The 13,449-nt window shown below is 46.6% G+C and carries 11 protein-coding genes; 3 read left to right on the top strand and 8 right to left on the bottom strand.

The features are described from left to right. Nucleotides 1–104 precede the first annotated feature (104 nt). Nucleotides 105–419 (top strand): DUF4298 domain-containing protein, encoded by a 315-nt coding sequence (locus tag RAH45_RS02135; protein WP_068405925.1) that lies wholly within the window; start codon nucleotides 105–107, stop codon nucleotides 417–419. Between the two features lie 3 nt (nucleotides 420–422). Here RAH45_RS02135 and RAH45_RS02130 read toward each other — a convergent pair whose 3' ends face one another. Then, complete coding sequence (locus tag RAH45_RS02130) at nucleotides 423–1,226, bottom strand: sulfite exporter TauE/SafE family protein (protein ID WP_068405941.1); 804 nt, start codon at nucleotides 1,224–1,226, stop codon at nucleotides 423–425. Between the two features lie 207 nt (nucleotides 1,227–1,433). Here RAH45_RS02130 and RAH45_RS02125 point away from each other — a divergent pair, with 207 nt between their 5' ends. Next, nucleotides 1,434–2,459, top strand: a complete 1,026-nt coding sequence (locus RAH45_RS02125; RefSeq protein WP_068405928.1) for a biotin--[acetyl-CoA-carboxylase] ligase — start codon at nucleotides 1,434–1,436, stop codon at nucleotides 2,457–2,459. 61 nt (nucleotides 2,460–2,520) lie between these two features. Next, nucleotides 2,521–3,249 carry a pantothenate kinase gene (locus tag RAH45_RS02120; RefSeq protein ID WP_068405931.1) on the top strand — a complete coding sequence of 243 codons (729 nt, stop codon included), beginning with the start codon at nucleotides 2,521–2,523 and terminating at the stop codon, nucleotides 3,247–3,249. Nucleotides 3,250–3,442: 193 nt separating this feature from the next. On the opposite strand, the gene RAH45_RS02115 is transcribed toward RAH45_RS02120, so the two are convergent. The 7 genes from RAH45_RS02115 to RAH45_RS02085 form a co-directional block, all read right to left on the bottom strand. Further along, the gene (locus RAH45_RS02115) at nucleotides 3,443–4,324 is read right to left on the bottom strand and encodes an IS982 family transposase (RefSeq protein WP_306495440.1); all 882 of its coding nucleotides are present in this window, start codon (nucleotides 4,322–4,324) and stop codon (nucleotides 3,443–3,445) included. Nucleotides 4,325–4,437: 113 nt separating this feature from the next. Further along, a complete protein-coding gene (locus RAH45_RS02110) occupies nucleotides 4,438–5,625 on the bottom strand; it encodes an isovaleryl-CoA dehydrogenase (protein WP_068405948.1) in 1,188 nt (395 codons plus the stop codon). A 189-nt stretch (nucleotides 5,626–5,814) separates the two neighbouring features. After that, entirely contained in the window at nucleotides 5,815–6,735 is a 921-nt protein-coding gene (locus tag RAH45_RS02105; RefSeq protein WP_068405952.1) for a hydroxymethylglutaryl-CoA lyase, read from the bottom strand. Nucleotides 6,736–6,771: 36 nt separating this feature from the next. Then, the gene (locus RAH45_RS02100; RefSeq protein WP_289051322.1) at nucleotides 6,772–8,883 is read right to left on the bottom strand and encodes an acetyl/propionyl/methylcrotonyl-CoA carboxylase subunit alpha; all 2,112 of its coding nucleotides are present in this window, start codon (nucleotides 8,881–8,883) and stop codon (nucleotides 6,772–6,774) included. A 56-nt stretch (nucleotides 8,884–8,939) separates the two neighbouring features. Continuing rightward, nucleotides 8,940–9,758 carry an enoyl-CoA hydratase/isomerase family protein gene (locus RAH45_RS02095; RefSeq protein ID WP_068405957.1) on the bottom strand — a complete coding sequence of 273 codons (819 nt, stop codon included), beginning with the start codon at nucleotides 9,756–9,758 and terminating at the stop codon, nucleotides 8,940–8,942. 53 nt (nucleotides 9,759–9,811) lie between these two features. Next, the gene (locus tag RAH45_RS02090) at nucleotides 9,812–11,422 is read right to left on the bottom strand and encodes a carboxyl transferase domain-containing protein (RefSeq protein WP_068405960.1); all 1,611 of its coding nucleotides are present in this window, start codon (nucleotides 11,420–11,422) and stop codon (nucleotides 9,812–9,814) included. Between the two features lie 65 nt (nucleotides 11,423–11,487). Further along, a complete protein-coding gene (locus RAH45_RS02085) occupies nucleotides 11,488–13,245 on the bottom strand; it encodes an AMP-binding protein (protein WP_068405963.1) in 1,758 nt (585 codons plus the stop codon). Nucleotides 13,246–13,449 lie beyond the last annotated feature (204 nt).

The raw sequence follows: 13,449 nt of genomic DNA, 5'->3' as shown, positions 1-13,449 counted from the left end.
TTCTACCGCAAATTGTGACGAGTTTTTAGGGTTTGTGAAGGATGCTATAATAGTGGTGAAAATTTGCATGATGCATTTAAATAATAACAATTAAGGCCATGACAATGACTGAAGACAATTTTGAAAAATATAATCCGCAAGAATTACAGCAAAAATATGAAGAATGGTGTGAGCTGCATCGTAAGCAGCTTGAGGCGCAGCAGCAGTTTTTGCGCGCTGAAGCCTTGCAAAACGAGTTGAAAAAGTACTATCTCAACCCACAATGGATGACAGACCGTGAAGCGGAGCTGCCGATTGAGCACTCGGGTAAAGCGCACTCAATCTTTAGTGAAGATGCGCTATGGAGTATGCTCAGCGACCATGATGAGCTCGCCAGAAAGTGGATGCGTTTGGGGCTTGATGCGATTGATAGGAGATAAAGCCTAAATCACCCCAATCCCACTTAACAACAATTGACCGCCTGCAAATAACAGCAGCACCCCAAAAGCGCGTTTCAGCGTCAGCGCGGGCAATATATGGGCAAGCTTGGCGCCGACCTTTGCCATCGCAAAGCTAGCGACAGATATGCATAAAAAGCCCGTGATATGGACAAAGCCTATTGTGCCCTCAGGCAGGTTGACCACGTCTCGACCGAACCAGGCAAAGCCTATCGCACCAGCGACGGCGATGGGCAAACCGCAAGCAGCAGACGTACCGACCGATTGTTTCATCGGCAATCCTGCCCAGTTTAAAAACGGTACGGTCAAACTACCGCCGCCAATGCCAAAAATAGACGACGCCATACCGATGCCTGTCCCTGCCCCAAACTGTACGCCAGCTGACGGTAACGGCTTACCCAATTGTTCTTTATTGGATAAAAACAGCATTTTTAAGGCGACCAATAGCGCCCCGACACCGATGATAGCTTGCAAGACTTTGCCGTCAATCATATCGGCGATACCGGCACCAACCAAACTGCCAATGACCAAGCCCAACGCCATTTTGCGCCACACTTCCCAGCGTACGCCGCCGCGCTTATTATGGGCAGTCAGTGAGCTTATAGAGGTCACCACAATTGTCGCTAGTGAGGTGCCAATCGCCAAATGGGTGACCACTTCGGGTGAAAAATGATAGGCGGTAAAAATCCAAACCAATGCGGGTACGATAATCATGCCACCACCGACGCCAAATAATCCGGCGCTGACACCCGCAAACGCCCCTGCAATCACAAACCACACATATAACATCATCGAATCGGCCTTTTATCCTGCGTCTTTTTTATTAAAATCGTATAATCATCTAATTGTATAGTCACTCGAACATTACCTGCTCAATCGTATTTGCTAAATCATAATCTGACCTTTATGCTGTTTGCTTTGTATTGTTAATGAGCAACAATCGCTCAGTATATCAAAGTTTATCCACGCCAATTTATCCCATCGACGAAACTTATTATGCCGCCATTTAATCCATCATCCGACGCTTTGTCTGCCCAACCTTTTGAGTCATTAGAGCTTGAGCATTTACCTAAGCTTAACCATCGCCACCTTGCCAGTAGCGGCTCGACCAATAGTGAGCTGATAGCAGCGCTACAAAATGGCCGCCTAAATGCAGCCGAGATGCATCTACTAACAGCGGAAACCCAAAGTGCTGGACGCGGACAACATGGGCGCTCATGGCAGTCGCCGCGCGGCAATGTCTACTTATCGTTATATCATCCGGTGCATCTACCGATTAGCGGTTTATTGTCGCTGATTATCGGCGTTGAACTGGCAAAAATGCCTGTAATTCAAGTGCTAAATGAGCAATTGCGCGTGCAAGGCTTGGCAACAATCGGGGTAAAATGGGCCAATGATTTGGGCTTTTATTCAAAGCAATATTCGCAGCAGCATTCATTTCAAAATCAATCTGAACCTGAATCGAATGACGCTGCTTTAAAGCCGCTTGAATCTACCAAACAAACCCTACCCTTTCATAAGCTTGCTGGCATTTTAATAGAACCCATAACAAAAGCAGGAAGATTGGTGGGCGTGGTGATGGGCGTGGGTCTAAACGTGCAAGCTACGCCTAAGCTTACGGCACAAACTTGCGAGGGTATGAGTTATCAAGCGATTAGCTTACGAGATATTTGTGCCATGCTTGAGCCAAAAGCGCCGCCTATTTCACTTCCAGACCTAAAAACGCTTTATCAGCAAATGAGTGAGGCTTTAATGGCAGCGATGACCCGCTTTGAGTATTTAGGATTGGAGAAGCCAACCGGGCAGCGTTATTATTTAGACAGTTTTTTGGCGCAGTTTGACGCGATGGATGCATTGGCAGGGCTGCGTTTGCGCATCACCCAAGACTACAACGGCAATGTCGAGACGCTGACCGGTTATGCATGCGGTCTTGATACACATGGATGTTTGCAATTACGTGAATATAACGGTAAGATTTCTGCGCTTTTTACCGGTCGCATTGATGTGATTGGTGACGCTTAAACCTTTAAAATACCATACCTAAAAAAACCATACTGAACGAGCACTATATAAAGGGATTTTTATGCTCTGGTTAGATCTTGGCAATACCCGTCTTAAATACTGGCTCACCGATGATATCGGGCAGATAGTTGCGCACGATGCCAAGCAGCATTTGCAAGCGCCTGCCGAACTGCTCATGGGTCTAACCGATCGTTTTGCGCGTTATGCGCCAGATTTTATTGGGATTTCCTCGGTATTGGGCGATGACTTAAATGTAAAAGTATCTGAAACCTTGAGCCGCCTAAATATTCCGTTCGAATTTGTCCACGTCGATGCTGAGCATGCCTTGATGCAAAGCGCCTATGATGACGAACAGCTCGGCTGCGATCGCTGGCTACAGATGCTAGGCGCAGTCGATAAGAAAAAACGCCAGTGCGTGATTGGCTGCGGCACGGCGGTGACGATTGATTTGATTGATCACGCTGAGCATTTAGGCGGTTATATTTTCCCCAGCATCTATCTGCAACGTGAGTCGTTATTTTCTGGTACCAAGCAAATTACGATTTCTAATGGCACTTTTGATAGCGTGAGCCCCGGCATCAACACAAAAGACGCCGTCCATCGCGGCATTATGTTGTCCATCGTTGGCGCGATTAATGAAATCAGTAACCGTTATCCAAACTTTGAGCTCATCATGACCGGCGGTGATGCGCATATCATTGCGCAACATATTAATCGTTCGGTGCGTATGCGCGATGATTTATTATTAAATGGTCTGGCCCGTTATTTTGACCATAGCAAACAGACATAGTGTTTTGAACGTTTGTATAAATAAAAAAAGCAGGCCGTTTTAAGCGACCTGCTTTTTTATTTTTAGTTTATTCGATTTAAAAGCGATGCTAGGTGCTTATGGGATGATTTTTTTGCAACCTCTGTCACGCCTGCGAACAGCAAGCAAGAAAAAATTAGCCCATGAGCAAGAGTTTAGTATATAAACCCCACTCTCAACTTGAAATAAGCAAATCAAACTGAAGAGGCGGATTACCAAGTTTTTTGTTGAGTACAAAGCACAGATTGTGTGAAAGAATCTTACGAATCAATCGATGAGACAAATGCCATAAATCTCTTGCTCGTACCCTTTGTATATTAAATCGTTCTGATAGCTGACCAATGACTGTTTCAACGATACGGCGGGCTTTCATTAGCCGCCTTACCACAGGTTTGGGTCTATCTTCTTTCATATTAGCTCTGAGTGGCGTTTGTAAATCTACTCCTTGAGCGTCGTAGTACGATGTCAGACTAGGGCTGATATACCCTTTATCAGCACCGAGCAAACCATAAATATGGTCAGTAATATCAGGCGCAACTGCTCTTTCATCAACATTGGCAGGAGCAAAGGTAAAGCCTTTAATCATGCCCGATAAGTTAACAAGCAAATGGCCTTCAAAGCCATAGTACCTCTCTTGCTTAGCGGCACAGTAGCTAAAAGCTGCTAAGTCTTGATAGTTTTTATGCCGATAAGCGCGTCCATAATGACAGACGGGTATCGGAAAGCCATCCATAAAATGAATGTTGTCACGGCCTTCAATTTGACTGACTTTATCTTGTATCTGCTGTTTGACTTGCCACAGATTGGCGCAGTGCTTTGCGAAGTTAGGGTATGAGCCGATGGCTGGAAACCAGTCTTGCCAATGCTGGGTAAAGTATTGCCAAATTTGTTTGTCTTGATCAAGGTGTAAAAATTCACCGACCATCTCCATGCAAATAACCTCAGGATCACTTAGCTTTGGCGCGTAACCTGCACTTCGCAAGGGTTTGGTGACGACTATTTTGTAATATTGCTCTACCATTAAATAGATATTGATGATAAATTCGTCTATGGGCATCTCACAACTCCATTGTATTCTTGGTCGAAAACAATAGATTAGTGAGGTGCTCTTCTTTTTTCAATCACTTTCGAAGTTGAGAGTGGGGTTATATAAAGAACATTCTATAATTTCTACTTAGTCTCGTTAAATAGCTCACGGCCGATTAGCATACGACGAATTTCACTGGTGCCCGCGCCGATTTCATACAGCTTGGCATCACGCCAGTAGCGACCAAGTGGATATTCATTGGTATAGCCGTTACCGCCAAAGATTTGGATGCCCTCGCCTGCCATCCACGTGGCTTTTTCCGCACACCATAAAATCACGCTGGCGCAATCTTTACGTACTTCGCGGCTATGACCGGCGCCGCGTTGATCGAGCATATCGAGATTTTTACCGACCGTATATAAGAAGCTGCGTCCCGCTTGCAGGATGGTATACATATCGGCGACTTTACCTTGGATAAGCTGAAATTCACCAATTGCTTGCCCAAACTGCTTGCGATCATGAATATAAGGCACAACGTTATCCATCACCGCTTGCATGATACCGATAGGACCTGCGGCGAGTACCGCGCGCTCATAATCAAGCCCGCTCATCAGTACTTTGACGCCTTCACCAACGCCGCCCAAGATATTTTCTTTGGGCACTTCAACATTATCAAAAGTCATCTCACCGGTATGACTACCGCGCATGCCAAGCTTATCGAGCTTTTGTGCCGTGCCAAAGCCCTTCATGCCTTTTTCAACGATAAATGCGGTCATACCTTTTGCGCCAAGCTCTGGATTGGTTTTGGCATAAACCACCATGACGTCAGCATCTGGGCCATTGGTAATCCACATTTTGCTACCGTTTAGCACATAATGTCCGCCTTTTTCTTCGGCTTTAAGCTTCATACTCACTACGTCTGAACCAGCGCCCGGCTCACTCATCGCTAATGCGCCAATGAATTCACCACTAATCAGCTTGGGCAGATATTTTTGCTTTTGTTCCTCTGAACCATTACGTTTGATTTGGTTGATACACAGGTTAGAATGCGCCCCGTAGCTGAGCGCCACAGAAGCAGAGGCTCGGCTAATCTCTTCCATCGCCACCATATGAGCGACATAACCCATGTCAGATCCGCCGTACTCTTCTGGAACGGTAATGCCATGCAGACCGAGCTCGCCCATTTTTTGCCATAAATCCATTGGGAACTCATCGCTGCTGTCGATTTCGCTTGCACGCGGGGCAATTTCTTTCGCTGCAAACTGCTGTACCACATCACGTAAGGCGTCGATATCTTCGCCAAGCTGAAAATTTAATCCAGGTAAACTCATAGCCGTTCCTTGTATTTTGATGTTTAATTTCTTAAAAATTTAGATCCATTTAAAAAGAGACCATATAGCTGGTACAAATTTTTATCGCTTGCTGTGCGACTGCGTCACTCCAGAGGCTTCAAAAATTTATACCAGCTATCTATTCATTTATTTCTATTCATTTAGCTTATGACTGGCTTTATTTTTTAGTTAAGACTGACGTTTATTAATCAACGCACGCGCCACGCTTGAACCATTGCGGCGACCCAAGAATCCACTGATACGCTCGCCAGCCACGACCAATTTATCCAAATCAATACCCGTACTGATACCCATGCCGTGTAGCATATAGACGACATCTTCGGTGGCGACATTGCCGGTTGCGCCTTTGGCATACGGACAACCGCCAAGTCCAGCGACTGAGGTATCAAACTCACTAACGCCCATCTGTAAGGCGGCTAAAGTGTTACTGACGGCTTGACCATAAGTATCATGAAAATGTCCTGATAGCATGCTGATACCAGCGTATTCTAAAGCGGCTTGCAGGGCGCGCTGTACTTTTAGAGGTGTACCAACCCCAATCGTATCGGCAATACCAATCTTCTCAGCGCCAATCTCAACCAAACGCTTGGTCACATAAGCCACTTGGCTAGGAGCAATCTCGCCTTCATAAGGGCAACCGACTGTGCAAGAGATGACGCCGCGTACTTTGATACCCTGCGCTTTTGCCGCAGCGGCAACGGGCGCAAAACGCTCAATGCTTTCGTCAATACTACAGTTGATGTTTTTTTGGCTAAAGGTTTCACTGGCTGAACCGAAAATGACGATTTCATCAGGACGATGGACAATAGCATTTTCAAAGCCACGCATATTGGGCACTAGGACTGAGTAGCACACCTCCGTCTGACGTGTAGGCGCTATCGCGTCAAGTAGCGCGCTATTATCACCCATTTGCGGCACCCATTTTGGCGAAACAAAACTGGTCGCCTCGAGCTTTTTGACACCAGCTGCAATTAAATCATCGATCAGCGTTTGCTTAACTGCAGTCGGTACCGTCATGGACTCATTTTGCAGGCCATCACGTGGACTAACATCAACGATTCTGACGTGGTCTGGGTACGAATGGCTCATGGTTATTATCCTTTCATTGTTCTTATACTTCAGTTCTTAAGCTTCGCTAGCTTCAGTATCGATACGTAGTAGCTCGTCGCCATCGGCAACCAAATCGCCCGCGGCAAATAATAACTCTGCTACCACCCCATCCGTCGGTGCGGTAATCGTATGTTCAATTTTCATCGCTTCGATAACGGCAAGTGGCTCGCCTTTTTTCACACTATCGCCAACAGCGACTTTGAAGGCGACGACTTGTCCTGGCATTGGTGATTTTAAGCTACCGACCGCCGCAGACTCTTCACCGACATGTGCCATGATATCAATCAGCGTAATCTCATCACGCCCGCCATCGGTAAAGACATAAGCGGTCTCGTTATTTGTCCAGCTTTGGGCGCTGATACGGGCGCCATCTAACCATAAGGTATGATTGTGCGCGTCAGTACTGGCATAGTTAATTTCACTTTCATAGACTTTTTCTGTCTGGGCGGCGACATTGGCATTGGTTTTTTCTTCGTTACTTGCGATTTCTTTTTCAATCACTAGGGTAAAGCTGCTGCTATTTTCAGCCCCTTTTTTACTTTCCGCACTATTTGCATTGTGCCAGTTGCTAATACGTGCTTGGTACGCCTGCTCATCATAAACCAAGCTAAACGAGCGCGTATAATCACTATAAGCACGGAAACCAGTCGGCTTACTGAATGGATCGATGTCTGACCCTTGTGCTGCGCCTTCACTAGCAAGCTGCTGCGTAATGGCAGTCACGACCAGCGTCGATAAATCAAGCGGATGCTGATTAAACAGCTCGTCCGCCTCACGCTCGATAAGCGCCGTATCAAGATTGGCTTGGCTAAACGACTCAGTATTAAGGATATAGCGCAAAAATGCCACGTTATTTGGCAAACCAACGATACGCGTTTGAGCGAGTGCGCGGTCGAGTTTCGCCAACGCTTGCTCGCGAGTCGGCGCATGGACGATAAGCTTCGCAATCATCGAATCGTAAAACGGGCTAATCACATCGCCTTCGCGCACGCCATCGTCGATACGTACATCGGTAATGTTAAAGGTACTGTGCTCAGGCTTTTGATAGGTAAATAAAGTACCCGTCGCTGGCAAAAAGCCATTGTCAGGATTTTCAGCGCAGATACGCGCTTCAATCGCATGCCCATTAATCACCAGCTCGTTTTGCTTTTTCGGTAACGGCTTACCTGCTGCAACCAACAGTTGCCATTCAACCAAATCGACACCCGAAATCGCTTCACTAACTGGATGCTCCACTTGCAGGCGGGTATTCATCTCCATAAAATAGAAATTCATCGCCCCTTCGCGCTGCTCAACGATAAATTCAACCGTACCTGCACCAAAATAATTGACCGCACGCGCCGCTTCGATTGCCGCTGTTCCCATCGCTTCACGCATGGCAGCGTCAACACCGGGTGCTGGCGCTTCCTCTAATACCTTTTGGTGGCGGCGCTGTACCGAGCAATCTCGCTCAAACAAATGCACATAATTGCCATGCATATCGCCAAATACTTGAATTTCGATATGGCGAGGTTTTAGGGCATATTTTTCAATGAGTACTTGGTCGTCACCAAAACTGGTAATCGCTTCGCGGCGGCAAGAATCTAGTAAGTCAATAAAATCGCTGCTATTTTCTACAATACGCATGCCTTTACCGCCGCCGCCTGCGCTGGCTTTAATTAAGACGGGATAACCGATACTGTCTGCTTGCTGTTGTAAGAATTCTGCATCTTGATTGTCGCCATGGTAACCCGGTATCAAAGGTACACCAGCCGCTTCCATCAAACGCTTGGACTCAGACTTGCCGCCCATCGCCCGAATCGCGTCGGCAGATGGGCCAATAAACATCAAACCTGCGTCCTGACAAGCCTGAGCAAAGTCGGCATTTTCACTTAAAAAACCATAGCCTGGATGGATTGCTTGGGCGCCAACATCGAGGGCAATCGCAATAATCGCATCGCCTTTAAGATAGCTGTCTTTTGGCGCTGAACCACCCAAATAAACCGCTTCGTCACAGACAGCAACGTGCTTGGCGCCGCGGTCGGCATCAGAATAAACAGCGACGGTACGAACACCCATACGCTTGGCAGTCGCAGCAACACGGCAAGCAATTTCACCACGGTTTGCGATTAGAATTTTAGAAAACATAACTATCCCTGTAACTTATCGTTTTTATTTATCGGTTTGACTATCGTTTTTTGCTACTATTCTGTCGTTAACCAATCAGGCTTACGCTTGTGCAAAAATGCCTGTACGCCTTCCTTTCCTTGCGCTGATGAGCGAATATCAGCGATACCTTTAACGGTATCAGCAACAAGCTCATCGGTAATCGGTGCACCTGCGACTTCGTGCAATAAACGCTTGCAAGTCTTGACCGCATTGGGGCTATTATTAACCATCTTGGCGCATAAGGCTGCGACTGTGTCGTTAAGTGATTCTTCACTAACGCGCTCATGGATAAAGCCAAGCTGCCGCGCCTTTTTGGCATCGAACACCTCTGCACTTAAAAAGTAGCGATGCGACGCTCTAGTCCCTAATGCTCTTACGACATACGGACTAATGGTGGCAGGCGCTAATCCCAGACGTACTTCGCTTAAGCAAAAATTGGCAATCTTAACCGCAATCGCTATATCACAGACGGCGACTAGACCCATACCGCCTGCATAGACATCGCCTTGAATCGCAGCAACGGTTGGTTTTGGACATTCATAGATAGTTTTGAGCATTTGCGCCAGTTTATCAGCATCGGCAAGATTTTCTTCATAGCTATAATCTGCCATCGCCCGCATCCAATTAAGGTCAGCACCAGCGCAAAACGCTTTGCCCGCCGCCGCTAGCACAACCACACGGACATTATCATCAGCGCCAAGCGTGGAGAAAACCTCAGTCAGCTCGGCAATCATTTCGTCGTTAAAGGCATTACGTATCTCAGGACGATTTAACGTCACCGTCGCGACGTGCTGCTCTACTTTAACCAGTAGGCTGTTATAATTCTCAGAATTTTTGTCATTATTTTTTTTCATAACCTTCTCTATTTTTTATATACGTGAAATGCTTGCCCATATTCCATTTAATGCTACATTCTAAACACACCAAAGGTCGTCTCTTCAATCGGGGCGTTATAGGCAGCGCTAAGCCCTAACGCTAATACATGACGCGTATCGGCAGGATCAATCACCCCATCATCCCAAAGACGTGCTGTCGCATAATAAGGGTGACCTTGCTCTTCGTACATCTCAAGAATCGGCGCTTTAAATGCTGCTTCGTCCTCGCTACTCCACTCTTCACCTTTACGGTCAAAATTATCACGCTTGACGGTTGCCAGTACCGACGCCGCTTGCTCGCCGCCCATCACCGAGATACGCGCGTTTGGCCACATCCACAAAAAACGCGGACTATAAGCGCGGCCACACATGCCGTAGTTACCAGCACCAAATGAGCCGCCAACGATGACGGTAAATTTCGGCACTTTCGCGTTGGCAACCGCCATCACCATTTTGGCGCCATGACGGGCAATACCTTCGTTTTCGTATTTGCGACCAACCATAAATCCAGTGATATTTTGCAAAAACACCAAAGGAATTTTACGTTTACAGCATAGCTCGATAAAATGCGTGCCTTTTTGTGCTGATTCACTAAAAAGAATTCCATTATTGGCGATAATACCTACTGGCATACCTTCGATATGGGCAAAACCGCAAACCAGCGTCGTGCCAAAACGTGCTTTAAATTCATCAAACTCACTATCATCGACGATACGAGCGATGATTTCTTTGATATCAAAAGGTTTGCGCTTATCGGTTGGAATGATGCCGTATAACTCTTTGGCATCATAGCGTGGTGGACGCGGTTTGATTTGATTGGGGATTTGCTTAGCAGGGCGATTTAAGTGGCTAACGATATTACGCGCAATTGATAACGCATGGGTATCGTTCTGCGCCAAATGATCGACCACCCCTGACAGACGCGTATGCACATCACCGCCGCCCAAGTCTTCAGCGGTGACCTCTTCACCAGTCGCTGCTTTTACCAGTGGCGGGCCACCCAAAAAGATAGTGCCTTGATCTTTGACAATGATAGATTCGTCACTCATCGCGGGCACATAAGCGCCGCCTGCAGTACAGCTGCCCATCACCACGGCGATTTGCGGAATACCAGCCGCACTCAGATTTGCTTGGTTAAAAAAGATACGACCAAAGTCATCTTTATCAGGGAATACTTCGTCTTGATTGGGTAAGTTTGCGCCGCCTGAATCGACCAAATACACGCAAGGTAAGTTGTTTTCTTGGGCGATTTCTTGCGCGCGCAGATGCTTTTTGACCGTCATCGGATAGTAAGTGCCGCCTTTTACGGTGGCATCATTACAGACGATCATACACTCAGTGCCGTTGATACGGCCGATACCGGCAATCACGCCCGCCGCTGGAATCTCTTCGCCATACATATCATGCGCTGCCATTGGTGCGACTTCTAAAAATGGCGTACCGACATCGAGCAGGCGCTCAACACGCTCACGAGGTAGCAGTTTGCCACGCGCTAAATGCTTGGCACGCGCGCGCTCTGAACCACCTTGAGCGACTTTACGCAGGTGCAGATATAAGTCATCGACTATTTCTTGCATGGCGGCACGGTTTTGCTGAAAATCGGCAGCGTTCGGACTCAGTTTACTGGTTATGATAGCGCTCATGATATCCCTTTTTATACTTGTGTTTATTATTCAATAACTTCTTAAAATCTTGACCGATTTTTTGACTACTCTATTCCTAGCTCCGCCTTCATCTGCTCGATAATTTTATACTTTTGAATTTTACCGGTGATAGTCATCGGATATTCAGTCACAAAGCGATAATAAGTCGGCACTTTATAATGGGCGATATGCTCGCTACAGAATTGGCGCACTTCATCTTCGGTTAGGCAGCCCGGCTCTTTTGATATGATCAAAGCGGCAAGCACTTCTCCATAACGCTTATCTGGGATACCGACGACTTGAACGTCACGAATTTTCGGATGGCGATACAGATAGTTTTCGATCTCAACTGGGTAAATATTTTCACCGCCGCGAATGACCATATCTTTACTACGCCCAACGATTTTGACATAGCCGTCTTCATCCATCGTCGCCAAATCACCGGTATGCATCCAGCCGTCTTGTATCGCTTCACGAGTTTTAAAGCGACTGCCCCAATAGCCTTTCATCACCGAATAACCACGCGTTAGCAGCTCGCCGGTTTCCCCTAAAGGTACAATCTCGCCCGTTTCGGTATCGACGACTTTGACTTCAAGCGCAGGCTGCACAAGCCCAACCGTTGATACTTGTTTCTCTAATGGCGTATGCTCATTGGTCTGACAAGAAACCGGACTGGTCTCCGTCATGCCGTAAGCAATGGTAACCTCTTTCATGTGCATCTTATCGATGACGCGACGCATGACCTCAATCGGGCAGCTAGAGCCGGCCATAATGCCAGTCCGCAAGGTCGATAAATCAAATTTATCAAATTCAGGATGGTCAAGCTCGGCGATAAACATCGTCGGTACGCCATGCAAAGCCGTACATTTCTCTTCTTCAACCGCTTGCAAGACGGACAATGGCTCAAAACCATCGTTCGGATAAATGATACAACCGCCATGGGTCAAAATCGCTAAGTTTCCAAGCACCATACCAAAGCAATGATATAAAGGCACAGGAATACACAGTCTATCTTCCTCAGTGAGATTCATGGCCTCACCGATAAAATAGCCGTTATTTAAAATATTACGGTGGCTTAAGGTCGCACCTTTTGGTGTACCTGTTGTGCCGCTGGTAAATTGCACATTAATCGCGTCGGTGTTTTTAAGCTGCGCTTGACGCTCGGCGACGCGTGGATCATTGGCATCGCCTTCCGCCATCCATGCCGAAAACTTCTGCATAAAGTTAAACTCTTCATCAGAGTCTGGCTCATCAATCCAAATAATACGTTCAATGGTTGGAATCTCAACCAAATCCAATTGGGTGTAATCTTTATGATAAATCTCAGGACACAGCTCACGAATCAGCTGCGCATAATCACTGCTTTTAAAATGGCGCATAAGGACGAGTGCTGAGCAGCCAAGTTTATTTAACGCATATTGCAGCTCAAAGGTACGATAGGCAGGGTTGATATTAACGAGGATAACGCCAACTTTTGCGGTCGCTAATTGCATCAGCAGCCACTCAGCATTGTTGTGCGACCAGATACCGATGCGGTCACCAATCTCAAGCCCCATTTCAATCATACTGCTGGCTAATTGATTGACCTGCTGTTGTAGCTCGCGATATGTCCAGCGGATATTTTGATGACGGACGACCAGCGCTTCACGCTCAGGATATTTGGAGACAATAGCATCAAAAAAATCGCCGATGGTCGCTTCAATCAGCGGTACATCGGGGCCTTTATCATAGCTTTGAGTAAGCGGCGCATTTGCCGAGCGCGCGCCCATATTTACGGTGGGAATATTATTTAGAATGCTATCGAAGTCAGAAACTTGAGTCATAACGAGTCCTTTCGTTTTACTTTTTACAGCACGCCTGAATGGTGCTAATTTTTCGCTTGCTCCTATTCTTTTTTCCTTGAACAGGTCTTAACAAGCATGAGCTACTATACCGCCTTAAATCGAAGGCTGTCAATCATAGTAATACATTATGTATCATTTAAATTAATTAATAAAAAGTATTACCCAGTAAAAGATAGCATAAAA

The sequence above is a fragment of the Psychrobacter sp. van23A genome, from assembly GCF_030845275.1.
GTDB classification, from domain to species: domain Bacteria; phylum Pseudomonadota; class Gammaproteobacteria; order Pseudomonadales; family Moraxellaceae; genus Psychrobacter; species Psychrobacter faecalis.
Note: the sequence above shows the minus strand (reverse complement) of the source record. Positions and strands in the feature narration are given on the sequence as shown.

What these genes read in the sequence shown, in the direction of transcription:
- RAH45_RS02135 (WP_068405925.1), top strand. Translation starts at nt 105, where the DNA reads ATGACTGAAGACAATTTTGAAAAATATAATCCGCAAGAATTACAGCAA.
- RAH45_RS02130 (WP_068405941.1), bottom strand. Translation starts at nt 1,226, where the DNA reads ATGTTATATGTGTGGTTTGTGATTGCAGGGGCGTTTGCGGGTGTCAGC.
- RAH45_RS02125 (WP_068405928.1), top strand. Translation starts at nt 1,434, where the DNA reads ATGCCGCCATTTAATCCATCATCCGACGCTTTGTCTGCCCAACCTTTT.
- RAH45_RS02120 (WP_068405931.1), top strand. Translation starts at nt 2,521, where the DNA reads ATGCTCTGGTTAGATCTTGGCAATACCCGTCTTAAATACTGGCTCACC.
- RAH45_RS02115 (WP_306495440.1), bottom strand. Translation starts at nt 4,324, where the DNA reads ATGCCCATAGACGAATTTATCATCAATATCTATTTAATGGTAGAGCAA.
- RAH45_RS02110 (WP_068405948.1), bottom strand. Translation starts at nt 5,625, where the DNA reads ATGAGTTTACCTGGATTAAATTTTCAGCTTGGCGAAGATATCGACGCC.
- RAH45_RS02105 (WP_068405952.1), bottom strand. Translation starts at nt 6,735, where the DNA reads ATGAGCCATTCGTACCCAGACCACGTCAGAATCGTTGATGTTAGTCCA.
- RAH45_RS02100 (WP_289051322.1), bottom strand. Translation starts at nt 8,883, where the DNA reads ATGTTTTCTAAAATTCTAATCGCAAACCGTGGTGAAATTGCTTGCCGT.
- RAH45_RS02095 (WP_068405957.1), bottom strand. Translation starts at nt 9,758, where the DNA reads ATGAAAAAAAATAATGACAAAAATTCTGAGAATTATAACAGCCTACTG.
- RAH45_RS02090 (WP_068405960.1), bottom strand. Translation starts at nt 11,422, where the DNA reads ATGAGCGCTATCATAACCAGTAAACTGAGTCCGAACGCTGCCGATTTT.
- RAH45_RS02085 (WP_068405963.1), bottom strand. Translation starts at nt 13,245, where the DNA reads ATGACTCAAGTTTCTGACTTCGATAGCATTCTAAATAATATTCCCACC.